At 68.1% G+C, this 23,843-nt stretch carries 18 protein-coding genes and 1 tRNA gene; 5 read left to right on the forward strand and 14 right to left on the reverse strand.

Annotation, left to right across the window (positions count from 1 at the left end):
• Positions 1 to 82: 82 nt before the first annotated feature.
• The 3 genes from C380_RS19395 to C380_RS19405 all read left to right on the forward strand — a co-directional run bounded on the left by C380_RS19395 (position 83) and on the right by C380_RS19405 (position 6,557).
• A complete protein-coding gene (locus C380_RS19395; RefSeq protein ID WP_085944666.1) occupies positions 83 to 2,020 on the forward strand; it encodes an autotransporter assembly complex family protein in 1,938 nt (645 codons plus the stop codon).
• On the forward strand, positions 2,020 to 6,426 hold the full coding sequence (locus C380_RS19400; protein WP_015015546.1) for a translocation/assembly module TamB domain-containing protein: 4,407 nt from the start codon (positions 2,020 to 2,022) through the stop codon (positions 6,424 to 6,426). The genes C380_RS19395 and C380_RS19400 overlap by 1 nt, the downstream gene beginning before the upstream one ends.
• A 56-nt stretch (positions 6,427 to 6,482) precedes the next feature.
• Positions 6,483 to 6,557 (forward strand) — tRNA-Arg (locus tag C380_RS19405).
• Between the two features lie 119 nt (positions 6,558 to 6,676).
• Here C380_RS19405 and C380_RS19410 read toward each other — a convergent pair.
• Together C380_RS19410 and C380_RS19415 are read right to left on the reverse strand one after the other, a co-directional pair.
• On the reverse strand, positions 6,677 to 7,072 hold the full coding sequence (locus C380_RS19410; protein ID WP_015015547.1) for a hypothetical protein: 396 nt from the start codon (positions 7,070 to 7,072) through the stop codon (positions 6,677 to 6,679).
• Positions 7,073 to 7,241: 169 nt separating this feature from the next.
• Positions 7,242 to 8,144, reverse strand: coding sequence for an EamA family transporter (locus C380_RS19415; protein ID WP_015015548.1), 903 nt, complete (start codon positions 8,142 to 8,144; stop codon positions 7,242 to 7,244).
• A gap of 100 nt (positions 8,145 to 8,244) precedes the next feature.
• Here C380_RS19415 and C380_RS19420 point away from each other — a divergent pair, with 100 nt between their 5' ends.
• Complete coding sequence (locus C380_RS19420; protein ID WP_015015549.1) at positions 8,245 to 8,736, forward strand: Lrp/AsnC family transcriptional regulator; 492 nt, start codon at positions 8,245 to 8,247, stop codon at positions 8,734 to 8,736.
• 20 nt (positions 8,737 to 8,756) lie between these two features.
• Here the strand turns inward: C380_RS19420 and C380_RS19425 are convergent, their stop codons facing one another.
• The 3 genes from C380_RS19425 to C380_RS19435 form a co-directional block, all read right to left on the reverse strand.
• The gene (locus C380_RS19425) at positions 8,757 to 9,749 is read right to left on the reverse strand and encodes a 2-dehydropantoate 2-reductase (protein WP_015015550.1); all 993 of its coding nucleotides are present in this window, start codon (positions 9,747 to 9,749) and stop codon (positions 8,757 to 8,759) included.
• Between the two features lie 228 nt (positions 9,750 to 9,977).
• A complete protein-coding gene (locus tag C380_RS19430) occupies positions 9,978 to 11,327 on the reverse strand; it encodes an ATP-binding protein (RefSeq protein WP_015015551.1) in 1,350 nt (449 codons plus the stop codon).
• Positions 11,327 to 11,986, reverse strand: a complete 660-nt coding sequence (locus tag C380_RS19435) for a response regulator transcription factor (RefSeq protein WP_015015552.1) — start codon at positions 11,984 to 11,986, stop codon at positions 11,327 to 11,329. The genes C380_RS19430 and C380_RS19435 overlap by 1 nt, the downstream gene beginning before the upstream one ends.
• A 203-nt stretch (positions 11,987 to 12,189) precedes the next feature.
• On the opposite strand from C380_RS19435, the gene C380_RS19440 reads away from it, so the two are divergent.
• A complete protein-coding gene (locus C380_RS19440) occupies positions 12,190 to 13,233 on the forward strand; it encodes an ABC transporter substrate-binding protein (RefSeq protein WP_015015553.1) in 1,044 nt (347 codons plus the stop codon).
• A 51-nt stretch (positions 13,234 to 13,284) separates the two neighbouring features.
• Here C380_RS19440 and C380_RS19445 read toward each other — a convergent pair whose 3' ends face one another.
• From C380_RS19445 to C380_RS19485, 9 genes are all read right to left on the reverse strand, one after another.
• A complete protein-coding gene (locus tag C380_RS19445; protein ID WP_015015554.1) occupies positions 13,285 to 14,808 on the reverse strand; it encodes a DegQ family serine endoprotease in 1,524 nt (507 codons plus the stop codon).
• A 153-nt stretch (positions 14,809 to 14,961) separates the two neighbouring features.
• Positions 14,962 to 15,945 carry a catalase gene (locus C380_RS19450; protein ID WP_168162378.1) on the reverse strand — a complete coding sequence of 328 codons (984 nt, stop codon included), beginning with the start codon at positions 15,943 to 15,945 and terminating at the stop codon, positions 14,962 to 14,964.
• A 79-nt stretch (positions 15,946 to 16,024) separates the two neighbouring features.
• Positions 16,025 to 17,137 carry an aldose epimerase family protein gene (locus C380_RS19455; protein WP_015015556.1) on the reverse strand — a complete coding sequence of 371 codons (1,113 nt, stop codon included), beginning with the start codon at positions 17,135 to 17,137 and terminating at the stop codon, positions 16,025 to 16,027.
• Positions 17,138 to 17,146: 9 nt separating this feature from the next.
• Complete coding sequence (locus C380_RS19460) at positions 17,147 to 18,076, reverse strand: DMT family transporter (protein WP_015015557.1); 930 nt, start codon at positions 18,074 to 18,076, stop codon at positions 17,147 to 17,149.
• 83 nt (positions 18,077 to 18,159) lie between these two features.
• Positions 18,160 to 19,734, reverse strand: a complete 1,575-nt coding sequence (gene garD, locus C380_RS19465; protein ID WP_015015558.1) for a galactarate dehydratase — start codon at positions 19,732 to 19,734, stop codon at positions 18,160 to 18,162.
• Positions 19,735 to 19,873: 139 nt separating this feature from the next.
• The gene (locus C380_RS19470; protein ID WP_015015559.1) at positions 19,874 to 21,169 is read right to left on the reverse strand and encodes a TRAP transporter large permease; all 1,296 of its coding nucleotides are present in this window, start codon (positions 21,167 to 21,169) and stop codon (positions 19,874 to 19,876) included.
• A 204-nt stretch (positions 21,170 to 21,373) separates the two neighbouring features.
• Positions 21,374 to 21,862, reverse strand: coding sequence for a TRAP transporter small permease (locus C380_RS19475; protein ID WP_015015560.1), 489 nt, complete (start codon positions 21,860 to 21,862; stop codon positions 21,374 to 21,376).
• Between the two features lie 73 nt (positions 21,863 to 21,935).
• The gene (locus C380_RS19480; RefSeq protein WP_015015561.1) at positions 21,936 to 22,913 is read right to left on the reverse strand and encodes a TRAP transporter substrate-binding protein; all 978 of its coding nucleotides are present in this window, start codon (positions 22,911 to 22,913) and stop codon (positions 21,936 to 21,938) included.
• Between the two features lie 42 nt (positions 22,914 to 22,955).
• The gene (locus C380_RS19485; protein WP_015015562.1) at positions 22,956 to 23,840 is read right to left on the reverse strand and encodes an SMP-30/gluconolactonase/LRE family protein; all 885 of its coding nucleotides are present in this window, start codon (positions 23,838 to 23,840) and stop codon (positions 22,956 to 22,958) included.
• Positions 23,841 to 23,843: the final 3 nt, after the last annotated feature.

Raw genomic sequence — 23,843 nt, forward strand, 5'->3', positions numbered from 1 at the left:
TTCAGGGCATAGTCGGGGATGCATTGGGCGGGCTGACAGGCTTGCCCTCCCCACACGATCCCCTGACACATCCTCTCGCACCGTGCCCCTTCGCGTTTTGCGCCCCGCCACTGTTAGTACCCCAACGCCGGCCCTGTGGTCGGCGTTGCTGCTTTCCGGCGCGCTGTGCCTGAGCGGCTGCAGCCTGCTGCCGCGTGCCGATGAGCCCACGACCGGCGACACCCACAGCGACCTGATCAGCCCCGAAGCCAGCAGTGGTGCCCCATCGTTTGACGTGGTGGTGCGCGCCCCCGACGCGGTGCGCGAGACACTGGAGCGCCACCTGGAGCTGCAGCGCTTTCGCCAGCTGCCCGACCTGCAGGCCAACGAGCTGCAGCGCCTCCTGGGCGCCACCGACGCCAACGCGCGCGAACTGCTGGGCACCCTGGGCTACTTTGCGCCCACCATCACCGTGGAGCTGACCGAGGCGCAGGAGACTGCGGGCACCCGCAAGGGCGCGCCCCGCACCGTCACGGTCACCGTGGAGCCCGGCCCCCAAACCCGCATTGCCCGGGCCGACATCACGGTGGCAGGCACCGACGAAGCCGACAAGGACACCCTGGCGCGACGGCAACAGCGCCTGCAGCGCAACTGGTCCCTCGCCCCCGGGCAGCCCTTCACCCAGTCGGCCTGGGACAGCGCCAAAACCGACGGGCTGCGCCAGTTGCAGGCCCGGCGCTACCCCACGGCCCGCATCGCCAACAGCCGGGCCGAGATCGATGCCGACCGGCACGAAGCCCAGCTGGGCGTGAGCTACGACCCCGGCCCCGCCTACCGCTTCGGTCCCTTGCGCGTGCAGGGCAGCCAGCGCTACGACAGCGACGGTGCGCGGCGCCTGGCGCGCCTGCCCACGGGCGCCGTGTATGACGAGGCCGAAATGCTGGATGCCCAGCTGCGCCTGGCCAGCAGCGGCTACTACGACGCCGTGTTCCTCACCCTCGACACCGAAGGCACCGACCCGCAGGCCGCCCCCGTCGTGGCCCAGGTGCGTGAGGCCCCGATGCAGAAGCTGGTCTTTGGCCCGGGCTTCTCGACCGACAGCGGCGCACGCCTGTCCCTGGAACACATCCACAACCAGATGCCCGTCCTTGGCTGGCGCGCGGTGACCAAACTCGCGCTCGACCGCGAAACCAAGCTCGCCAACACCGAATGGACGGACCTGCCCAGCGACAACGGCTGGCGCTGGTTTGCGGGCGGCCAGTTGCTGCGCGAGGCCACGGGCGACTACGACGTGAACAGCGGCCGCTTGCGCGCGGGCCGCAGCAAAAGCACCAAATCCATCGACCGCAACTACTTCCTGCAGTACGACTACGCCAACAGCCAGGGCCTGACTGACAACACGCGGTCGCCCTCCGACACCAGCACCGCCCTGAGCATCAACTACGGGTGGACGGGCCGCTACTTCAACAGCCTGACCGCCCCCGCGCGCGGCCACGGCCTGGCGGTGGAGCTGGGCCTGGGCACCACGCTGCGGCCCGAGCGCGACCCGTTTGTGCGCTCCCTGGTGCGGTGGCAGTCCTTCCTCCCCGCAGGGCGCGTGCAGGACGACGCAGGCATCGGCCGCAATGCCCGTGTGGCCCTGCGGGCCGAGGCCGGCGCGGTGCTGGCGCGCGAGGGCGCGCAGATCCCCGTCACGCAGCTGTTTGTGACGGGCGGCGACACCACCGTGCGCGGCTACGGCTACCGCAGCATCGGCGCGCGCACCGACAACGGCCAGCTGTACGGGGGCCGCTACCTGGCCGTGGGCAGCGTGGAATGGCAACGCCCCATCGTCTACAAAGGGGCGATGACCGACTGGGAAAGCACGCTGTTTGTGGACGCCGGTGCCGTGGCCGACAAGGTGGGTGACCTGAGCCCGCGCGTGGGCGTGGGTGCCGGCGTGCGCTGGCGCAGCCCCGTGGGCCCGCTGCAGGCCGACCTGGCCTACGGCGTCAAGACCAAAGAGGTGCGGCTGCACCTGCGCCTGGGGTTCAGCTTCTGATGGCGATGAGCGACGCCCCCCACACTCCCAAGCCCCGCGCCCGCGCGTCGGACTTCAGCGCCGGGTCCTCGTCGGCACCCCGCCCTCAACCCCCTCGCATGCCGCGCTGGCTGCGGGCCGTGGGCTGGCTGCTGGTAACGCTGCTGGCCTTGCTGCTAGCGGCCAGCGCGCTGCTGTGGTGGTGGGCGGGCAGCGGCACGTCGCTGGCCACCACGCTGGCCCGTGCAGCGCAATACCTGCCTGCCAACCAGCAGCTGGAGAGCCGCGATGTCAGTGGCTCGCTGCGCAGCGGCGGGCACATTGGCTGGCTGCGCTGGAGCAGTCCTACCCTGGCGGTGGAAGTGACCGACATCCGCCTGGGCTGGCAGCTAGCCCCCTTGCTGCAGCGCCGCCTGGAGCTGGGCGAGGTGCATGCCGCCCGCGTGGCGATCACCCCCCAGCCCAAAACCACTGACACACCCGAGCCACCCCCCACGCCCCTTACCAGCCTGGTGCTGCCGCTGCAGCTGGGCGTGCCGTTCCGGGTCGACCAGCTTGTGTGGGCCGGGTCACCCGCCGTGGAAGCCCAGGGCCTGGTGGGCGACTACCGGTTTGATGGCCGCCAGCACCGCCTGACCATCGGCGCAGTGGAGCTGGCCCAGGGCCAGTACAGCGCCCGCGCCACGCTGGACGCACAAGCCCCCATGGCGCTGGATGCCACCTTGGATGGCACCGTGCGCACCGGCGTACCCGGGGGCGGCGCTGCGCTGCAGGTGGGCGCCCACGCCACGCTGCAGGGCACACTGGCCACCGCCGCTGCGCAGCTGCAACTGCAGGCACGCCTGAAGCCCGAGCCGACCAGCGAAGCCGCCACACCACCCGCCGCCGCGCCCGCCAGCCAACCGGGCGCATCAAAACCTCCTACCCCACGCACAACCCCTGCGCCCACTGCCGACCCCATGCAGGCCGATCTGGCCGCCACGCTGGCACCCTGGGCGCAGCAACCCCTGCAGTCCGCCAACGCCACGTTGCGCGCCGTCAACTTGGCGGCCCTGTGGCCGCAGGCACCGGTCACGCAGCTGCACGGCACGCTGCAAGCCGGGCCCACATCCGGCGGCGCGGGCACGGCAGGCACAGCAGGCTGGAGCCTGCAGGCCGCGCTGCGCAACGACCTGCCCGGCCCCTGGGACACCACCCGCCTGCCCCTGACCGCCTTGGACGCCAGCGCCAGCTACGACGGTACCCGCTGGACGGTGCCCAACGCCACCCTGCAGGCGGGCACGGGCAGCATCACCGCGCAAGGCCACTACACCCCCGCCACCCACGCGCTGGAGGGCCAGGCCACCCTGCGCGCGCTGCGCCCCGACACCCTGCACACGCTGCTGGCTGCAGCCCCGCTCTCCGGCCGCGTCACCGCGCAAACCCAGGGCGACGCCGTGCGCTTCAGTGCCGACGTGCGAGCAGACACCGGCACGGCGGCGCGCGCTGCAACCACAAAGACCAGGGCAGCAGCGGGAGCACTGCTGCGCATCAACACCTTCAGCACACAAGGCACCTGGCAGGCCGCCGACGGCGGCACGGTGCGGCTGGACCGCTTGTTGCTGGACGCACTGCAGGCCCGCGTGGAAACCACCGCGCTGCAGGTCGCACTGGGCACCCAATCTGCGCAAGGCAAGGTCACCCTGGCAGTGCCCGGCGCCACCGCACAGGCACAAGGCACACTGGCCCCGCGCAGCGGCGCTGGCGACCTGCAGCTGCAGTGGACCGATGCAGCACTCACGCAGCGTTGGCTGGCCGGCCTGCCCGTGGTGGGCACCACCGTACAGCGCACTCTGCACGGGGTCAGCGCCCAGGGCGCCTTACAGATCACCGCGCGCTGGAAGGGTGGATGGCAGACGTTGACTGAGCAACTTCAGACTGCCACCGCCAACAGCGCACCCGCCCGCAACCCCGACCGCTTTGATCTGCAGGCCACGCTGAACACCCCCCAGCTGGACCTGACGCTCCCGGCCACCACCAACGCCAGCGGCGGCACATCCGCCGGGCAAGCCCTGCAACTGCGCGCCTTCAAAGTCGAACTGGGGGGCAACCTGGCGCAGGCCTCCCTGGCGTTGACCGGCGAGGTCCGCACGCCAGCGCCCCAGGCCCTGCAGACCACGGTGCAGACCCGCCTTGCCAGCACCCTGGTGGGTGCCGGGCAATGGCAGTTGCAGGTCAGCGAACTGCGCCTGCAGGCCCAGGCCGCCCAACGCCCCGGGCCGTGGACGCTGCAACTGGCTGAGCCCCTGGGCCTGACCGTGCGCACCGGCACCCCTACCCCTGGAGCCCCCAGGTCACCGGCCAGCGGGCGTGCGGCACCATCGCCCACCACCAGCGCCCTCAGCCTGCAGGCATCGGCCGGTCAGGCCCGGGTCACAGGCCCCTTGCCGGGCACCGTGGCGCTGCGCTGGTCGCCGGTGCAATGGTCTGCCGCCACGGCATCCAACACCCCCCTGCGGTTGCAAACGCAGGGCACGCTGCAGGGCCTGCCCATGGCCTGGGTGGATGCGCTGGGCCTGGGCGAGACGCCCGCCGCCGCGGGCCGGCCCGCGCAGCCGTTGCTTGCGCGCATGGGGCTGGCCAGCAGCATCGTGCTTGACGGGCAATGGAGTGTGGACACCACGGGCGACGCCCTGCGCGCCAGCGCCAGCCTGCGCCGCGCCAGTGGCGACCTGCGCATCCTCGCGGGCGATGCCACGGCCGTCACAGCGGTGCAAAGCAGCGGCCAGGGCACCGGCGCCGGAGCCACCACCGTGCTGGCGACTGCGGCCACGCCGCCTGCAGGCGCATCCAGCGCATCAAGCGCCCCAGGCACTCCCGCCGGTGTGCGCCAGGCAGAAATCACGGTCACCGCCGAAGGCGACACGCTGCGCGCGCGCCTGCTCTGGGCAAGCGACCGCGCGGGCGAGATCGACGCCACCGCCAGCACGCGCCTGTCCGCGGCCAACGCCGGTGCCCCTATCACCTGGCCTGCCGACGCACCACTGGCCGGCACCTTGCGCGCCCGCCTGCCCGACGTGGGCGTGTGGTCTGCGCTGGCGCCGCCCGGCTGGCGTGTACGCGGCACGCTGGATGCCAGCGCCACCCTGTCGGGCACGCGCGATGCGCCGCGCTGGGCAGGCACCCTGGGAGCCGACGACATGGCAGTGCGCTCGGTGGTGGATGGCGTGGACCTGCAAGGCGGCCGCCTGCGCGCCACGCTGCAGGGGAACCAGCTCAACATCACCGAGTTCCGCTTGCAAGGCGGGCGGGGCAGCAGCGCGCGCATTGCAGGCTTCAGCGGCAACCGCACGGCCGCAGCACAAGACGGTGGCACGTTGACCGCCACCGGCCGTGTGGCCTGGGGCGACAGCGCCACGGCAGGCACTGGCCTGTCGGGCATCACCATGTCCCTGCAGGCCGAGGCCAAGGCCCTGCAAGTGCTGGTGCGTGCCGACCGGCAGGTCAGCGTGTCGGGCCAGTTGCAGGCCCAGTTGCAGCAGGGCCAGATCAGCCTGCGCGGCAAGCTCACCACCGACCGCGCCACCATCATCCTGCCGGATGAATCCGCGCCGCGCCTGGGCTCGGACGTGGTCGTGCGCTCCGCCGCCAAGGACCGCGAAGACCAGGCCAAGGCCCAGGCCGCCGCCAAGGCCAACCAAGTGGCCGCGCAGGCAGAGACCGCCAAGCCGCCCGACATCGCCATCACCCTCAACCTGGGGCGCGACTTTGCGCTGCAAGGCCAGGGCATCACCACCCGGCTGACGGGCGAGGTGGACATCCGCAGCAGCGCCGTGCCCGGCGCCCCGCCCCGCGTGACCGGCGAGGTCCGCACCGATCAAGGCCGCTACCGCGCCTGGGGGCAGATGCTGGACGTGGAGACAGGTCTCATCCGCTTCAACGGCCCGTACAACAACCCCTCGCTCGACATCCTGGCGCTGCGCCCCAACATCAGCGTGCGCGCGGGCGTGCAGGTCACGGGCAGTGCACAGGCGCCGCGCGTCACGCTGTACTCCGACCCTGAACTGCCCGATGCCGAAAAACTGTCGTGGGTAGTGCTGGGCCGCAATGCCTCGGCCGGAGGCGCCGAAGCGGCCGTGCTGCAACAAGCCGCACTGGCGCTGCTGGGCCGCAACGGCGGCCAGAGCCCCACCGCCAACGCCGCCAGCCGCCTGGGCCTGGACGAAATCGGCTTTCGCGGTGCCACCACGGGCGAAGATGCCAGCGCCGCCGCCCTCACCTTCGGCAAGCGCCTGTCCAAAGACCTGTACGTGACGTATGAGCGCAGCCTGTCGGGCACGCTGGGCACGCTCTACATCTTTTACGACTTGTCCCGCCGTCTCACGCTGCGCGGGCAAACCGGCGAGAAAAGCGCGGTGGACATCATCTACACCGTGAAATACGACTGAGGACCCGGCGGCCAGGAAGCCCCCCCGCGCGCCACTACAATGCGCGGCTGCCTCGCCTCCTCGTAGTTCAATGGATAGAACGAGTGCCTCCTAAGCGCTAGATACAGGTTCGATTCCTGTCGAGGGGACCAGATTCATAGCCAAAATGGCTGTAAGCGCTAGTGCAATATGCGCTAGCAGCTATCAAATCTGAAGCATCCGCACACAATACGCGCCCTGCTCCAATCGGCGCGTGGCTGCCTTGGCGGCCTTACTTCGAGTCCCTCTTGTTTGCAGGCCCTCGCGCAGACTGCGCAAGGTGATCGTCTTCCACAGCATTGGCCAAAGGCTCATCCGGGCTGACCATGGTGCCCGCTGCAGCACCTCCCAGCGCACCGGCAATGCCGCCCAAGGTGCTACCGACCACAACACCCACCGGGCCCGCGACGGCCACGCCCACGGCGGCACCGGCTGCGGCGCCGGCCATCATGCCGCCGCCCATCAAGGCGGAGTGGGCTTCGCGCTCTGCGTCTTCAGGCTCCAGCGCGGTCTGGGCGCCGGTTCGGGGGTCTTGCGATGGGATGCCGTAGCCGGGGCGTGCTTGCTCGGCCAGGTCTTCGTCAACGGGTGCGGTGACCGCAGTGGAAGGGGTGGTAGGGGGAATCATGATGGGCTCCTTGGACATGGGGCGACGGCGCCAAGGGGGTGCCGTCACAGTCCTTTTTTAGCCCTGCAACCCAACCGATCAAGCCAGCCGGCAGACCGCACGCCTGTCAGGCAATGCGCCGTGCCATGGCACCGCCCGCTTGGCAGCCCCGCTCCGCCAGCCCGCGCCTTCAGGCCGCTTGCGGCGCCGTGCGGTCGGCAGCAGCGGGCCGCGCAGCCGTCATGGCACTGCCCATCGATGCAGCCATGATGCAACCAATGGCCAGCCACTGCACCGCGCTCAGGTGCTCGCCCAGCAGCGCCATGGCCACCAGTGCGGCCACGGCGGGCTCCATGCTGATCATGATGCCGAAGGCCTCTTTGGGCAGGCGTTTCAAAGCCATCATCTCCAGCGAGATCGGGATGGCGCTGGACACCGCCGCCACCGCCACGCCAATGAGCAGCACGGCGGGCGACAGCAGCGCCGCGCCCGCATGCACCACGCCCACGGGCACCACCACCAGCGCGGCCACCAGCAGGCCCAGCGATACCGAATGCCCCGCGTGCAGATGCCCGGCGCGCTTGCCGAACACGATGTACAACCCCCAGAACACGGCCGCGCCCAGGGCGTAGAAGACGCCCACCGGGTCCAATGTGCTGCCGTTGAGCCCCAGCGGCAGCAGCATGCCCAGGCCGGCGATGGCCAGCGCCACCCACACAAAATCCACCGCGCGGCGCGATGACCAGATCGCCACCGCCAGCGGTCCCGCAAACTCGATGGCCACCGCCAGGCCAAACGGCAAGGTGCGCAGCGACATGTAAAACATGAGGTTCATGCCGCCCAGCGCCGCGCCATAGAGCATGACGGCCCGCGCGTCCGCGCGCGACAGGTGCCAGCGCCAGGGCCGCCACAGCAGCAATACCAGCAGCGCCGAAAAGCCCACGCGCACGGCGGTGGTGCCCTGCGCCCCCACCACCGGAAACAGCCAGTGCTTGGCCCATGAGGTACCAATGCCCAGTGCGGTGACGGAGCCCAGTACCGCCAGGAAGGGGAAGAAGCGGTGCAGAAGAGAACGGAGAGGTGAAGCGCTCATGGGCTGAAAATATAGTGCGACCTCGGCGTGCTTTTGACTCGAATTTCGGGGCTTGCGCGCAACTTTCGCTCACCCTCAGAGCCCGTTCCAAGGAACCCCCATGGCCACTCCGACAGCACTTGACCGCTTTGACCTCGCGATTCTTGACATCCTACAGGCCGACAACACCACGCCCCAGCGCGCGATTGCGCAGGCGGTGAACCTGTCGGCGCCTGCGGTGCAGCGGCGCATTCAGCGGCTCAAGGACAGCGGCGTGATCCGCGCCAATGTGGCCGTGCTGGACCCGGTGAAGGTGGGCAAGCCGCTGACCATCGTGCTGGATGTGCATCTGGACAACGAACGCCCCGACCGCACCGCCCCGCTGCGCGCACGCATTGCGGCCGAAGACGCGGTGCAGCAGTGCTACAGCGTGACGGGCGAGGCGGACTACCTGCTGGTGGTGAACGTGGCGTCGATGGCGGACTACGAGGCGCTGACGCGGCGGCTGTTTGAGGGGGATGACAACATCAAGCGCTTTCGGACCTCGGTGGCGCTGGCCAGCCTGAAGACGGGGCTGCGCGTGCCGCTGGACAGCGCAGCAACCGTGGCCTGATCACGAAGCCATAACCGCAATCACAGCCCCAGCATCTGGCGCATCTGCTTGCCCGTGAGGCGCTGGCGCGGCCCGCCCAGCAGCTCGCACATGCGCGCATTGAGCGGCGCTGCCATGCCCTGCTGCGCGGCCAGCCGCACCACAGCGCCGCACAGCGCGTCGATCTCGGTCACGCGCCCGGCTTCGAGGTCGTCCCACATCGACGAGCGCGCCGTGGCGTCGATCAGCAGCATGCGCTTGGCCAGCCGCGTGAACAGCCAGTTGGGCAGGCGCAGCACATGGGGCAGCAGCGTGGGCGACACGGCGGTGACCTGGGCGGGGGTGATGCCCGCGCGCGCCATCACGCGCAGCGCCTCGGTCTGCAGCGCGGCAAAGACGCGGCGGCAGTCGCGGTCCAGCAGCTCTTGCCGCAGGGGCAGGTCGGACAGCGCGTTGACCGGGTTGTTGAGGTTGAGCAGCAGCTTGCCCCACTGCACGGCGCGGATGTCTGACGGCAGCGTGGTGGCCAAGCCGGCGGCATTGAACAGCGGCGCGATGCGCTCGGTGACCGCATCACTCTGCAGCTGCAGATAGCCTGCGGTAGCGCGGTGTACGTGCGCGCCGCGCAGCACCACGTTGTAGGGCACCATGCCAGCCAGCACGTTCAGGCCGGGCGCCAAATCGGCGATGCGGGCCACGTTGTCCACGCCGTTTTGCAGCGAGATCACCGGGGTGCCGGGCGCACAGGCCGCCGCCAGCTCGCGCGCGGCCGACTCGGTGGCGCCGCTTTTGACGCACAGCAGGATGACGCTGTCGGCACCGGGCGCGGCGTCAGCCAGCGTGGGGGCCAGTTGCAATGAGGACGCAGGCACGGTGCGGTCAAAGCCGTCCAGGTCGGTGACCTTCAGGCCGTGCTGCGCGATGGGCTCCAGCGCATGCGGCCGCCCCACCAGGCACACGGGCTGGCCGTGCGCGGCCAGGCGCCCACCCACATAACAACCAATGGCGCCTGCGCCCAAAACGATGAAGTTCATGCCGATGCGTGTTTGCTGAGGTGGAAGTGGGTGCAGGCAGATCGGGAACCGGCACAGCCTGCGCGCTACCCCCGCATTGTGCGGGGCAGGCCCCTGGCGGTGTGGCGCACACGTGACGAGGCGCTTTGAAGCACTCTGCGGGTGCTTATGAAGGCTTTTTGGCCGGTAGCGCTAGTGCAACATGCCTGAAACGCTATGCAATTCATAGCAAACAGGGCATCACACAGCTCAGGGCTTGGGAGCCGCAAACCGCACGGTCACCCGCAAGCCGCCCAGGCGCGGCGAGCTGTCCAGCACCACGGTGGCGCCATGGCCTTGGGCAATGGCCTGCACGATGGCCAGGCCCAGGCCGCTGCCGGGGGCACCGTCGGCGGTGACGCGCACAAACCGCTGCATGGCACGCTCGCGGTGCTCGGGGGCAATGCCGGGGCCGCTGTCTTCCACGGTGAGCACGGCGTGGTCGCCCTCGCTGCGCACCTGCAGGTCCACTTGGCCGCCGGGCGGGCTGTATTTGATGGCGTTGTCCAGCAGGTTGCGGGCCAGCATGCGCAGGGCCTCGGCGTTGCCGGTGACGGTGGCCGCGTCAGAGTCCAGCAGGCCCACATCCATGCTGCGCGCCTGGGCGGCGGGGGCCACGTCGGCCAGCGCCAATTGCGCTGTGGCGCGCAGGTCTACGGGGTCATTCACGGCCGTGCTGGCCTCCTGCCGCGCCAGGGTGAGCAGCTGCTCGACCAGGCGCGTGGCGCGCTCGATGCCGGCCGACAGGCGTTCGATGGCGGCCGCACGCGCGGCGTCGTCACCCGCACGCTGCAGGCCCTGCAGTTGCAGGCGCAGTGCAGCTAGGGGGGAGCGCAGCTCGTGCGCGGCGTCGGCCACAAAGTGTTGCTGCGCCTCAAACGCGTGCTGCACACGCTCGAACAGCAGGTTGAGTTCGCTCACCAGCGGCTGCACCTCGTCGGGCAGCTGCGCATCGCTCACGGGCGAGAGGTCGTCGGCCTGGCGCTGTGCCAGCTGGCGGCGCACGCGCTCCACCGGGGCCAGCGACCGGCTCACGCCCCACCACACGGCCAGCACCAAGAGCGGCGCCATGATGGCCAGCGGCGCCAGCGTGCGCAGTGCCAGGCTGCGGGCCATGTCGCGCCGCGCGGCCATGTTCTGCGCCACCTGGATGACCTGCGAGCGCGTCTGCATGGAGAACACCCGGTAGGTGCCGCCACGCGCCTGCACGTTGGTAAAGCCCAGCACGGCAATCTGCGGCAGGGCAGCGCCCACGGCGGATTCAAAAATGCGCAGGCCCTCGTTAGTCCACACCTGCACGATGAATTCGTGGTTTTCGTCCTCGGGGTCCAGCCCGGGGCCCAGACCCTGCGCATCCACCGGCAGGCCCGAGCGCAGGGCCAGCGCGGTTTGCTGCATGTGGTAGTCGAACAGCGCATCGGCCTCTTCCAGCGCCCCCCGGTAGGCCAGTGCGCCCTGCACCGCCCCGGCCAGCACGATGGCGGCGAGCAAGAACATCAGCAGCCGCATGCGCAAGGAGCGCGGGAGCAGGGCCTGAAAGGTGCGTGAGATTTTTTCCATCACATCTTCGGTACCAGATACCCGACACCGCGCACGTTCAGCACCAGCTCGGGCCCCAGCTTCTTGCGCAGGCCGTGGATATAGACCTCCACCGCGTTGCTGCTCACCTCGTCGCCCCAGCCGTAGAGCTTGTCCTCCAGCTGCTGGCGCGACAGCACCATGCCGGGCCGCGCAATGAGCGGCTCCAGCACCGCCCATTCGCGCCCCGACAGCACCACCGGTGTGCCGCGCACGGTCACCTCGCGCGTGGCGGGGTTGATGCTGACGCCCTGGTGCTCGTACACCGGTTCGGCCCGGCCCGCTGCGCGGCGCAGCAGGGCGCGGATGCGGGCCAGCAGCTCGTCCAGGTCATAGGGCTTGAGCACATAGTCATCGGCCCCGGCATCCAGCCCCTCGATACGCTGCGCCACGGCATCGCGCGCGGTGGCTACCAGCACGGGGGTGCGGTTTTTGCGGGCGCGCAGGTCGCGCAGCACGGCCAGGCCGTCGCGTTTGGGCAGGCCCAGGTCCAGCAGCACCAGGTCGTATGCCTGGGTGCGCAGTGCCGTATCGGCCGCGTCGCCATCGCGCGCCCAGTCCACCGCGTACTGCTCGGCGCGCAGCAGGTCCAGCACGGCTTCGCCGATCATGGAATCGTCTTCAACAAGCAGCAGGCGCATGGCAAGGGGGCAGAAAGGTCGGTCGGTCAGGACTGCAGGAAAAGGGCTGGCTGCCAAGGATAGCGGCGGCATGGGCGCTGGCGCAGCACCGAGCTGCCAGAACGACTTGAATTTGACACATCACTGTCACAATGAAAGCGCCACGCGCACACCGCCCGCCCCAGGGGCCGGGCCATTACGACAACACACAAGGAGCAAGACCGATGGCAATTCCAATCACATTCCCTCCTCTCCACCACGTTGCTGCAGCCGTTGCGCTGGCCGCGCTGTCTGCCACGGGCGCCCAGGCACAGGGCGTGGTCAACGCGCTGTGCAGCACCGACGCGCCCTGGTGCGAAGCAGCCGCCAAGGAGTTCACCCGGAAGACCGGCATCAAGGTGAACCAGGCTCACAAAGGCACGGGCGAGATTGCCGCGCAGCTGCGCGCCGAGGCCAACAACCCCAAGACCGACATCTGGTGGGGAGGCACGGGTGATCCGTTCCTGCAGGCGGCCGAGCAGGGCCTGCTGGCCGAATACCGCCCTGCCTACCTGCATGACCTGCATAGCTGGAGCGTGCGCCAGTACGCCATGTCGGGCCACCAGGTCGGAGGCTTTTACAGCTCGGCCATCGGCTTTGGCTACAACACCGAAACGCTCAAGAAGAAAAAGCTGCCCGAGCCCCAGTGCTGGTCCGACGTGATCAAGCCCGCCTACAAGGGCGAGGTAGAAATCTCGCACCCCGCCTCCAGCGGCACGGCCTATACCGTGATTGCGGGGCTGGTGCAGCTGATGGGCGAAGACAAGGCGTTCGACTACCTCAAGGCCCTGCACAAGAACACCACCACCTACACCCGCAGCGGCCAGGCGCAGGCGCCCAACGTGGCCAAGGGCGAGGTGGGTGTGGGCATCACCTTCATGTTCAACTTTGAAAAATGGAAGGCCGACAAGTACCCGGTAAAAACCCAGGCGCCTTGTGAAGGCACCAGCTACGAGGTGGGCGGCATTGCGCTGGTCAAGGGCGCGCGCAACATGGACAACGCCAAGAAATATTACGACTGGCTGATGAGCCCCGAAGGTCAGGCCGTGGGCGCGCAGGTGGGCAGCTACCAGGTGCCTGCCAACAAGACCTTCAAGATGGACCCGCGCATCCCGACGCTGGACAACGTGAAGCTCATCAAATACGACTTCGAGAAATACGGCAAGGCTGCCGAACGCCGCCGCCTGATCGACCGCTGGACGAAGGAAGTAGAGCCCCTGCCGCGCTGATGCGCAGCGCCCGCCGCAGGGTACCAACCGACGGCGGGCGCAGGCCATGGGTCAGCCCAGGCGCACAGGCACAAAGATCTTGTCGCCGTCGCGCTCAATCAGCAGCGCCACCGACTTGCCCGCCTTGGCCATGGCGGCACGCACCTGCGTGATGTCCTTGATGGGCGCACCGTTGATGGCCAGCAGCACGTCGCCCGGCTGCACACCGGCCGCAGCAGCGGGGCCCCGTGCCTGCTCGATGACCAGGCCTTCATTGAGGCCCGCCGCACGCCGCTCCTGCGGGTCCAGCGGGCGCAGCGACAGACCCAGTTGGCCCTTGCCCACGGCGTCATCGTTGCGCGCCTGCTTGACTGCCTTGTCGCTGGCGTCGCCCAGGGTGGCGGTCAGCTCCAGCGGCTTGCCCTGGCGCCACACCGACAACTTGGCCTGCTGGCCCGGCTGCGCCTGGCCCACCCAGGCGGGCAGGTCGCCCGAAGCGACGATGGGCTGGCCGTCCACCTGGCGGATCACGTCGCCCGCCTGCAGGCCGGCCTTCTCAGCCGGGCTGCCCTTGCTGACGCTGGCCACCAGCGCGCCTTCGGGCTTGTCGAGGTTGAACGACTCGGCAAACGCCTGGTTCACCTCCTGCACTGCCACGCCCAGTTGCGCGTGGCGCACCTTGCCGGTGGCAACGATCTGGTCCTTGATCTTGGCGGCCAGCTCGATGGGGATGGAGAACGACACCCCCTGGTAGCCGCCCGAGCGACTGTAGATCTGCGAGTTGATGCCCACCACCTCGCCACGGGCGTTGAACAGCGGACCACCGGAGTTGCCGGGGTTGACCGCCACGTCGGTCTGGATGAAGGGCACCAGGCTGTCGTCGGGCAGTGACCGGCCCTTGGCACTGACCACGCCGGCCGTCACGCTGTTTTCAAAGCCAAAGGGCGAGCCAATGGCCAGCACCCACTCGCCTACCTGCAGGTCGCGGGTGCTGCCCAGGCGCACGGTGGGCAGGTTCTTGGCGTCGATCTTGAGCACGGCCACGTCGGTCTTGGGGTCAGAGCCCAGCACCTTGGCGCGGAACTCGCGCCGGTCGGTGAGCTTGACGATGACTTCGCTGGCACCCTTGACCACATGCGCGTTGGTCAGCACCAGGCCATCGGGGCTGACGATAAAGCCCGAGCCCTGGCCGTGCGTGGGTACGTTGGGCTGGGCCTGTGGCCCCATGCCGCCCGGAAAGCCGAACTGGCGGAAGAACTGGTAGAACGGATCGTTGGGGTCCATTTGCGGTGCCCGGCCCTGGCGCGCGGCGGGCTGGCCTTCGTCTTCACCGTCGTCATCGGCCATGGCGGCCTTAGTGCTGCCCGTCACGCTGATGTTGACCACTGCCGGGCCGTTTTGCGCAGTGATCTGAGCGAAGCTGGGCAAGGCCCCGCCGGGGGCGGCGGGCGTCTGGGCCACGATGGCGGGGGGCGGGGTCAGGGCGCGGGCCTGGTGCCCGGTGATGAGGCCTGCGCCCGTGGCACCCACCGCACCGGCGGCCACCAGGGCCAGGATGAGGCGGCGGGGGGTGGAGGTCAGCGTTGTCGTGTTCATGGTGTGGTGCCTTTCCAATCGGAGTTGCGATGGAGGGCAGTGTGGGCACCAACACTTAGACGAAACTTAGAAGCTGTTCAAAGTCCCTTTTTGCTTTTCTGAGTCATGTGGGAGCGCTCCTCACGAAGCGCCCCGGTCGCAGCACCCCGCAGGTCACGCGGCGCCACGGCCTTTCTGGCTCTCGAAATACACCACCTTGCGGGCCCGCATCACGTCGCCCAGGGGCCGGTGCGCAGCCAGCGCCTGCCAGGGGTCGAACACAGCAGCTTCCACCTCGGCGGCCAGGGCTGCATCGGCGGCCGGGTCCTGCCGTGGCAGGGTGAGCCGGGCCACGGTGGTGTAGGGCGTGGGCCAGTCCACGCTGGCGTCTTCAATGGGGGTGGTGGCCTCGTCCACAAACGGCTGCAGCTGCAGGTCCCACTGCAGGTCTTGCTGGCGCAGGCGGCCGGAGAATTCGGCATCCCAGTCGTGCTGCACCTGCCTGACGGGCGCGCCGTTGGACGCATGGGGCACGAGGCGCACACGCACTGCATAGGGCCCACACGCGATGGGCGCAGCGCTGAACATGGGATGGGATGCAAAACCGCCAAAGGGCCGCCCGAAGGTCTTGACCGTCCTGGCGATCTGCCGGGCCGCCCCCAGCAAGCCGTGGCGCTGCACCAGAAACTTGATCAACGCGCCGCCGCCATGCGACGCAGCGATCACAAAATCCACAAACTCGGCGCTTTGGGGAAAGGCGAACTTTTCCTGGTTGATGAGCAGGAAGTCCTGGCTTTTGGCGGGCCCGTTGCCCAACGCGGAGTCGCCCTGCACGCCGCGCACACTAATCGCAAAGCCCCGGATGTCGGGTTTGTGGTCCGCCGCCTTGTCCATGCCGCCGTTGCTCAGCCGCACCCGCACGTCGTACTGCGCCGGCCGCGCGAACAAGCCCTGGGCGGCAAACGCGGGCAGATCGCCCAGCACCTCCAGGCGGCCATACGCGGCCGTGAGTTGCTTGCGGTGCAGGCCCCGCCCGTTGCCATATTTTTGCGACTTGCGTGCCTGCAGCTCGGCAAACTGGCGCGCGTAGCCCGCAAAGCGCTGGGCTTCATCGGGTGCCACCACTTCTTTCCACTGGGTGCTGGGGGCGTTGGACATGTGCATGAGCCACCTTGGTTAAAAGCCAGGCGGCATGGTAGCGCGGCACGGGCCTCCCATGCCACCCCACTACGGGCCTTCAACCACTGACGAAGCGGTACACGATGGCGCCCCGCACCACCTCGCCCGGCTGCCACCAGCGCACCAGAAAGCCCGCGTGGTTGGGCGCATCGGGGTACTCCATGGGCTCCAGGCAGATACCGTCGCCCGGCTGCCACAGCCAGCCGCCCTGCCCCGCTCCACGCCCCAGGTCCCGGGCGGGGTCGGCCTTGAGGCCGTGGCCTGCATACACCTGCACGCCAGGGGCGGTGCTCCACACCTCCATCGCACGGCGGCTCACCGGCTCGCTCAGCAGCGCGGCCAGGCGCAAGCCCGTTGGAGTGATGGATGACGACGGAGGGGCAAGGGGCGGAGCCTGTTCGTCCAGCACTAGGTAGTGGTCCAGCCCGCCCGCCACAGCCAGCTGCTCATGGGGTGTTGCGATGGCATCCGCCACACGGCGGGGCTGGCGGAAGTCGAACGGCGTGCCCTGCACTCCCGACAGCCCGCCCGTGGGGCACACGTCAGCGGCCAATGGCACGTAGCGGCTGGCGGGCACCTGCAGGGTGTGGCCGTGGGTGCTGCCCTGGCCTGCCAGGTTAAAGAACGCATGCCCGGTGAGATTAAGCACCGTGGGCGCATCCAGCACCTCGGCCGTCCAGGCCATGTGCAGCGCGTTGTCGGCCGTGACCTGCAGGTGGAGCCGCACGCACACCGTGCCGGGCACGCCGTCGTCTTCGGTGCGGAAGGTGTGGCTCAGGGTGAGTGCATCGGCCTGTACCTGCTCCACCGCAAACACCTGAAAGCGGCTGCCGCGCGGGCCCCCATGGTGGTGGTGTGGCCCGCTGTTAGTGGGCAGTTGCCGGTGCGATCCGTCCGGCAGGGTCAGCGTGCCCGCACGCAGCCGCCCCGCCCAGCGGCCAATGAGTGCGCCCATGGAGAGCTGGCCGTCCAGGTAGCCTTGCAGGCTGTCGTAGCCCAGCGCCACATCGGCCAGAGCACCCTGACCGTCGGGCACCGCCACCTGCACCAAGCGCGCGCCATAGTTGCTCACGGCCACCTGAAGGCCGCCGGGGCTGCGCAGGGTGAAGAGGTCCGTGCGCTGGCCGTGCAGCTCTTGTTTAAACGCTTCGCGGGAAAGTGTGTAAGCCATGGGCCGAGTCTATTTGGTGGCACTGGCCGTATCACGCGTGACGAGCCAGATGCCCACACACACCAGCACCAGGGCCAGCAGGTTTTTCCACTCCCACAGTGCCTCGCCCAAAAACAGCGCCGACAACGCCGCGCCAAAGATCGGCACGGTGAAGTTGAACACCGTGACCTGGCTCACGCGGTTGTGCTTGAGCAAAATGCTCCACAGCGAAAAAGCGGCCGACGACAGCAGCGCCAGATACACCAGCAGCACGGTCGAGCCCGCGGTGAAACCCGTGAGCGAGCCCCCCAGCGCCCAGCCGATGGCCAGCAGCGCCACACCGCCCAGGCCCAGTTGCCAGCCCGTCATCACCACCGAGTCCATGCGCTGCGACACCTGCTTGCCGTAGATGCTGGCGGCCGCCAGCACGAACGCGGCGATCACCACAAAGCCCTCGCCCAGCAGCGTGAAGTCCAGGTCCAGCGTGCCGCGCCCCAGGTTCACCACCATCACGCCCGCAAAACCCACCACGCAGCCCCAGAGCTTGGCGTGGCTCAGCCGGTCGTTGTGATACACCCAGTGCGCCAGCAGCACGCTGAAGAAGGTGCCCGTGGCGTTCATGATGGAGCCTTTGACGCCCGTGGTATGCGCCAGGCCCACGTAGAAGAACACGTACTGCAGCGTGGTCTGCGCCAGGCCCAGCACCACCAGCTGGCGCCCTGCCCCGGGCCCCAGGCCCCAGATGGCCTTGCGCGTGGCAACGGCCCAGGCCAGCAGAATCAGACCGGCCCCCAGAAACCGCCAGCCTGCGAATACGAGCTGTGTGGGGATGTCATTGCGGGCGATGCCGAACCAGGCATAGCCGGTCTTGATGGCGGGGTACGAGCTGCCCCAGAGCAGACAGCACAGCAGCGCCAGCGCCACGACGACCTTGCGGTCGGAAAATCGGGAATGCCCCATGAGATGCGGTCTTTCAAGGACAACAGCCCTTGCAGGCAAGGGCTGTTAAAGGGAGAACACAAGGGGCCATAGCCCCTAAAACTTCAGGTCACCGGCGCCGGGTTGAACAGCACCAACGCGTTGTGCAGCTGCCATTGCTCGGCCCAGGTCTTCTTGCGGCCGCTGGCCACGTCGAGCAGCATGTGGAACATCTCCCAGCCTAGCTGTTCGATGGTGGCCTCGCCATCAGCGATCTTGCCGGCATTGATGTCCATCAGGTCGTGCCAGCGGCGCGCCAGGTCAGTGCGCGTGGCCACCTTGACCACCGGGCATTCAGCCAGGCCGTAGGGCGTGCCCCGGCCCGTGGTGAACACGTGCAAGTTCATGCCCGCAGCCAGTTGCAGCGTGCCGCAGATGAAGTCGCTCGCGGGCGTGGCGGCGTACACCAGGCCGCGCTGGTCGCGGCGCAACTTCTCGCCCGGCGCCAGCACATGCGCAATGGGCGCAGTGCCGCTCTTGATGATGGAGCCCATGGCCTTCTCGGCGATGTTGGACAGCCCGCCCGCCTTGTTGCCCGGCGTGGTGTTGGCCGCGCGGTCCACACGGCCCCGGTCCAGATAGCGGTCGTACCAGCCCAGCTCGCGCACGATAGCGTCAGCCACCTCGGGCGTGGCGGCGCGGCTGGTGAGCTGCTCCACGGCGTCGCGCACCTCGGTGTTCTCGCTGAACATCACCGTGGCGCCAGCGCGCACCAGCAGGTCGGCGCAGAAGCCCACAGCAGGGTTGGCAGTGACACCCGAGAACGCATCACTGCCACCGCACTGCACACCCAGCACCAGCTCGCTGGCGGGGATGGTCTCGCGGCGGCGGGCGTTCAGGCGCTCCAGGTGGGGACGCGCGCTTTGCACAATGTGGTCGAGCATGGACATGAAGCCCACATGCTCGTCGGCCTGCAGGCACACCGTCTCGGGGCCCAGAGCCGCATCGCGCTCGTCAGTGATGGGGAAGCTGCCCGGGGGCAGCAGGCGGTCGGGCTGCAGCTTTTCGCAGCCCAGGCTCACCACCATGACCTCGCCCCCAAAGTTGGGGTTGAGGCTGATGTTGCGCAGCGTGCGGATGGGGATGATGGCATCGGGAGCATCAATCGCCACGCCGCAGCCGTAGGTGTGCTCCAGGCCGATCACATCGTCCACATGGGGAAACAAAGGCAGCAGCTCGGCCTTGATGCGGCGCACGGCCTGCGCCACCACACCGGCCACGCACTGCACGGTGGTGGTGATGGCCAGGATGTTGCGCGTGCCCACCGAGCCATCGGCATTGCGATAACCCTCGAAGGTGTAGCCTGTGAGGGGTTCGAGCACCGGGGGCTTCACGGTGGCCATGGGCAGGCCTTCGAGCGCGCGGGCCGAAGGCATCTGCAGCAGGCGCTCGTGCACCCAGCTGCCCGCCGCGATGTCTTTGAGCGCATAGCCGATGGGCACGTTGTAGCGGCGCACCACGCCGCCTTCAGAGATGTCTGCCAGCGCCACCTTGTGGCCCTGCGGCACCTTGTCGCGCAGCGTGATGCCTGCGCCCGGCACACCGGCTGGCAGCAGGGTGCCTGCAGGCAGGCCACCGTCGTTGGCGACGATGGCGACGTTGTCTTCCGCATGCATGCGGATGGTCAAAGGACTGCTCATCTCAGTGTTCCATGGCGCAAGGCGCCGTCAGCGGCCGGCAAAATCGGCGCAGCGCAAGCCAGTGCACCCGTGGAACTGGCTTCGCCAGGCCACTGGGTGCGTCCCCCTCCCGAAGGAGAGGGGGAAGACGCGAAGCGGCTCAGGGGGTGCCTCCTTTCAGCACCAGGTCTGGCAGCCACATCGAAAACTGCGGCACATAGGTCACCAGCATCAGCGCCACGATGAGCGCACTGTAGAACGGCCAGATAGTCTTCATCACCTCGCCCACCGACACGCCCCCGATGGTGCAGCCGATGAACTGCGTGGTGCCCACGGGCGGCGTGTTCAGGCCCAGCGCACAGTTGATCAGCATGACGATGCCGAACTGCTCCGTGCTCATGCCGAACTGCTGGCAGATCGGCAAAAAGATGGGCGTGCAGATGAGGATGGTGGCCGCCATGTCGAGAAAGGTGCCCAGCACGAACAGGATGATGTTCACCGACAGGAAGATCACCCAGGGCGAGGTGGTCATGGACTTGAGCGCATCGCCCGTGAGTTCGGCCACACCGTAGAGGCCGATGAGGTAGCCGAACATGGATGAGATGCCGATGAGCAGCAGCACTGTGCCCGTGGTCTTGACGGCCTTGGACGCGGCCTTGAGGAACTGCTCGCGCGTGAGCTTTTTGTAGACGAAGACCGAAAGGATCAACGCCCACAGCACCGCCACCGACGCCGACTCGGTGGCGGTGAACGCCCCCGACAAAATGCCCGCGATGATGATGACCACCACCGCCAGGCCGGGCACCGAGGCGCGGAACGAGATCCACACAATCTCCCAGCCCGGGAAGGTGCCAGCGGGGTAGCCGCGCTTGACGGCTACGAAATAGGCGGCTGCGAGATTGCAGATGGTCAGCAGCAGGGCCGGCACGATGCCCGCGAGGATCAGCGCCGCAATGCTCACCTTGCCCCCAGCAGCCAACGTGAAGATGATCAGGTTGTGCGACGTGGGCATAAGCGCGCCCACCAGCGAAGCGTGGGTGGTCACGTTCACCGCGTAGTCAGCGTGGTAGCCCTCTTTTTTCATCTGCGGAATGAGCACGGCGCCCATGGCGGACACGTCGGCCACCGGCGAGCCCGAGACACCGCCAAACAGCGTGCAAGCCAGCACATTGCTCATGCCCAGGCCGCCACGCACATGGCCCGCCACGCTCTTGGCAAAGTTGACGATGCGGTCGGCAATGCCGCCGTACATCATGATCTCGCCCGCGAAGATGAAGAACGGGATCGCCAGAAACGAGAACGGGTTCATGCCCGAAATCATCTGCTGGAAGCCCACCGCCAGCGGCAGGCCTTCGTACAGGATGGTGGCCAGCGAGGACAGGCCGATCGAGAAGGCCACGGGCACGCCCAGCAGCAGCAGCAGCGTGAAGCTCACGCACAGGATGGTCAACGCCATGATGGTGATGGAATTTTTATGAAGACGTTTAAGGAGCGGACTTAGAGGCTGGGAATTCCTTGGCTGTGCCCGAAAGGCGCGCCACAACGCTCCGGATCTAGGCGCAAAGCGCAGCCATAGCCAGCGCTATGGCGAGCATTTGCAACGACGAGCCGGGGCGTTTTGGCGTGCAAGGCGGGCATGGACAAGGGATTCCCAGTCTCTTTAGTGCCAGGCAGGCTCGACTTCAACGCCACGCAGGATGGCGATGATGTGCTCCAGCGAGAACATGGCCACCAGCACGCCGGCCATGGCGGGCGGCACGTACTTGAAGGCTTCGGAGATGCCCAGCGTGGGAATCTTGTAGGGCGCCACGGATTCAGCCAGCACACCGCAGTTCCAGGCCATGACGATGCCGAACAGCAGCACCAGGGCGTGGATCAGCAACTCGAGCTTGGTGCGCAGCCAATCGGGCGCCAGCACCAGGAAGGATTCGAGGCCGATGTGGCCCGCATCACGCACGCCCACAGCCATGCCCAGCATGGTCACGTACAGCACCAGCAGCACGGCACCGCTCTCGGCCCAGGTGGGTGTGTCGTTGAAGATGTAGCGGCCGATCACCTGGTAGAGCACGGCGCACACCAGGAGGACAAGCCCCCCCACGCCAAGCTTCAGGCAGGTGCGCGCGATGAAGGCACAGAGTCGCGTGTACATAGAAGGAACATTCAGAAGGCAAACAAAGAAACCTGCCGCCGGGCGTCGGGCCCTGCGGCAGGGATGGCCAGGGTCACTGGACCGCGTCGATGCGCTTGACCATGTCCTGGAGCTTGGGGTCCTTCAGGAACTTGTCGTACACCGGCTTCATGGCCGCCTTGAAGGGCGCCTTGTCCACTTCCACGATGTCAGCGCCACCAGCCTTGACGACGGCCAGCGACTTCTCCTCCCGCTCGTCCCAGAGCTTGCGCATGTACACCACCGACTCCTTGGCGGCTGCGCGGATCGCCTTTTGCTCGTCGGCGCTCAGCTTGTCCCACACGCGCTTGCTGAACAGCAGGATCTCGGGCGCCATGGAGTGCTCGGTCTTGTTGAAGTACTTGGCCACTTCGAAATGGCGCGAGCTTTCGTAGCTGGGGTAGTTGTTCTCGGCGGCGTCCACCAGGCCCGTCTTGAGCGCGGTGTACACCTCACCAAAGGGCATGGGGGTGGCGTTGGCGCCCATGGCTTCGAGCAGCGAAACCCACAGGTCGCTCTGCTGCACGCGCACCTTCAGGCCCTTCACGTCGGCCAGGGTCTTGATGGGCTTCTTGACGGTGTAGATCGAGCGTGCGCCGGAGTCATAGAACGCCAGGCCCACAAAGCCCTGCGATTCGCAGTCCTTCAGGATCTCGTCGCCGATGGCGCCGTCCAGCACCTTGCGCATGTGCTCCTTGTCGCGGAACAGGAAGGGCATGGTGGGCACCATGGTGGCAGGACAGATATTGTTCATGGGCGCGACGTTCACGCGCGTCATGGCGATGGCGCCCAGTTTGGTCTGCTCGATGGTGTCCTTCTCGATGCCGAGCGAGCCCTTGGCGTACACCTTGATGCTGTGCTTGCCGCCGGTGGCCTTGGACAGCGTCTCACCCATGTGGCGCACGGCCAGCACGGTGGGGTAGTCCTCGGGATGGATGTCGGACGAGCGGAACTCGGTGGCCTGCGCGGCCAGGCTGCCAAGCAGGATGCCGGCGGCGATGGCCACGCGGCCAAAGAGGTGTGGAACGTTCATGGTGCTTTGTCTCCTGGGTTGAATGGGGTTGGCGCGCTGCGCTCACGCGCTCTGGTACGGGGCTTCTGCGAGCCCTTGGGCGCCCGGGCGGGTCACGAAGACCGCGCCGCCGTGGGCTGTATCGTTGCCCTGCGGCTGGCCGGGGCGGATGGAGGTGATGAACAGCAGGTCCATGTCGGGCCCGCCAAAGCTGCACATCGAGGGCTTGCTGACCGGCACGGCCAGCGAGCGGTCCAGCACGCCCGATGGCGTGAAGCGATGCACCAGGCCTGCATCGTTGGCGCAGATCCAGTAGCAACCGTCGGTGTCGATGGCAGCGCCGTCGGGCCGGCCCGGCAGTTCGCGCATGTCCACGAACTCGCGGCGCGGCCCCAGGCTGCCGTCGTCGTGCAGGTCCAGCGACCAGATTTTCTGCACACTGGGGTGGCTGTCGCTGAGGTACATGGTGGCGCCATCCGGGCTGAAGGCCAGGCCGTTCTGGGTGACCAGGCCCTGCACTTGCGGCGCCGAGAGGCCGCGTGCATCCTGTCGGTACAAGCCGCCCGCAGGCTGGGCCAGCGACATGTCGCGCACCATGGTGCCAGCCCAGAAGCGCCCTTGGCGGTCACAGCGGCCGTCGTTGAAGCGCATGCCGGCTTGCGGGTGCTGCACGGCAGAGATAAGGGTGCAGACCAAAGAAGTGCCGTCGTCGGCAGGCTGCAGGTGGAAGACGCTGGTGTCCATGCCAGCGATGAGCCCGCCGCTCGCATGCAGCGCAATACAGGCCAGCCGCTCAGGGGTCGTCCAGCTCATCAGTTGCCGATCGGCCCAGCGCAGGCGGCGCAGCGCGCGGCCTTCAATGTCCACCCAGTACAGCGCCTGCTCGGCAGGGCTCCACAGCGGGCTTTCGCCCACCTGGTCCTTGTGGTGAGGCAGCAAGAGTTCCATGGG

The sequence above is a fragment of the Acidovorax sp. KKS102 genome, assembly GCF_000302535.1.
Classification (GTDB): Bacteria; Pseudomonadota; Gammaproteobacteria; order Burkholderiales; family Burkholderiaceae_C; genus Acidovorax.

Bases quoted from the DNA above. Each gene is read 5' to 3' on its own strand.
- C380_RS19475 (WP_015015560.1), bottom strand. From the start codon at position 21,862: ATGTACACGCGACTCTGTGCCTTCATCGCGCGCACCTGCCTGAAGCTT.
- C380_RS19480 (WP_015015561.1), bottom strand. From the start codon at position 22,913: ATGAACGTTCCACACCTCTTTGGCCGCGTGGCCATCGCCGCCGGCATC.
- C380_RS19470 (WP_015015559.1), bottom strand. From the start codon at position 21,169: ATGGCGTTGACCATCCTGTGCGTGAGCTTCACGCTGCTGCTGCTGCTG.
- C380_RS19420 (WP_015015549.1), top strand. From the start codon at position 8,245: ATGGCCACTCCGACAGCACTTGACCGCTTTGACCTCGCGATTCTTGAC.
- C380_RS19485 (WP_015015562.1), bottom strand. From the start codon at position 23,840: ATGGAACTCTTGCTGCCTCACCACAAGGACCAGGTGGGCGAAAGCCCG.
- C380_RS19415 (WP_015015548.1), bottom strand. From the start codon at position 8,144: ATGAGCGCTTCACCTCTCCGTTCTCTTCTGCACCGCTTCTTCCCCTTC.
- C380_RS19460 (WP_015015557.1), bottom strand. From the start codon at position 18,076: ATGGGGCATTCCCGATTTTCCGACCGCAAGGTCGTCGTGGCGCTGGCG.
- C380_RS19435 (WP_015015552.1), bottom strand. From the start codon at position 11,986: ATGCGCCTGCTGCTTGTTGAAGACGATTCCATGATCGGCGAAGCCGTG.
- C380_RS19425 (WP_015015550.1), bottom strand. From the start codon at position 9,749: ATGAACTTCATCGTTTTGGGCGCAGGCGCCATTGGTTGTTATGTGGGT.
- C380_RS19440 (WP_015015553.1), top strand. From the start codon at position 12,190: ATGGCAATTCCAATCACATTCCCTCCTCTCCACCACGTTGCTGCAGCC.
- C380_RS19410 (WP_015015547.1), bottom strand. From the start codon at position 7,072: ATGATTCCCCCTACCACCCCTTCCACTGCGGTCACCGCACCCGTTGAC.
- C380_RS19445 (WP_015015554.1), bottom strand. From the start codon at position 14,808: ATGAACACGACAACGCTGACCTCCACCCCCCGCCGCCTCATCCTGGCC.
- garD (WP_015015558.1), bottom strand. From the start codon at position 19,734: ATGAGCAGTCCTTTGACCATCCGCATGCATGCGGAAGACAACGTCGCC.
- C380_RS19400 (WP_015015546.1), top strand. From the start codon at position 2,020: ATGGCGATGAGCGACGCCCCCCACACTCCCAAGCCCCGCGCCCGCGCG.
- C380_RS19455 (WP_015015556.1), bottom strand. From the start codon at position 17,137: ATGGCTTACACACTTTCCCGCGAAGCGTTTAAACAAGAGCTGCACGGC.
- C380_RS19450 (WP_168162378.1), bottom strand. From the start codon at position 15,945: ATGTCCAACGCCCCCAGCACCCAGTGGAAAGAAGTGGTGGCACCCGAT.
- C380_RS19430 (WP_015015551.1), bottom strand. From the start codon at position 11,327: ATGGAAAAAATCTCACGCACCTTTCAGGCCCTGCTCCCGCGCTCCTTG.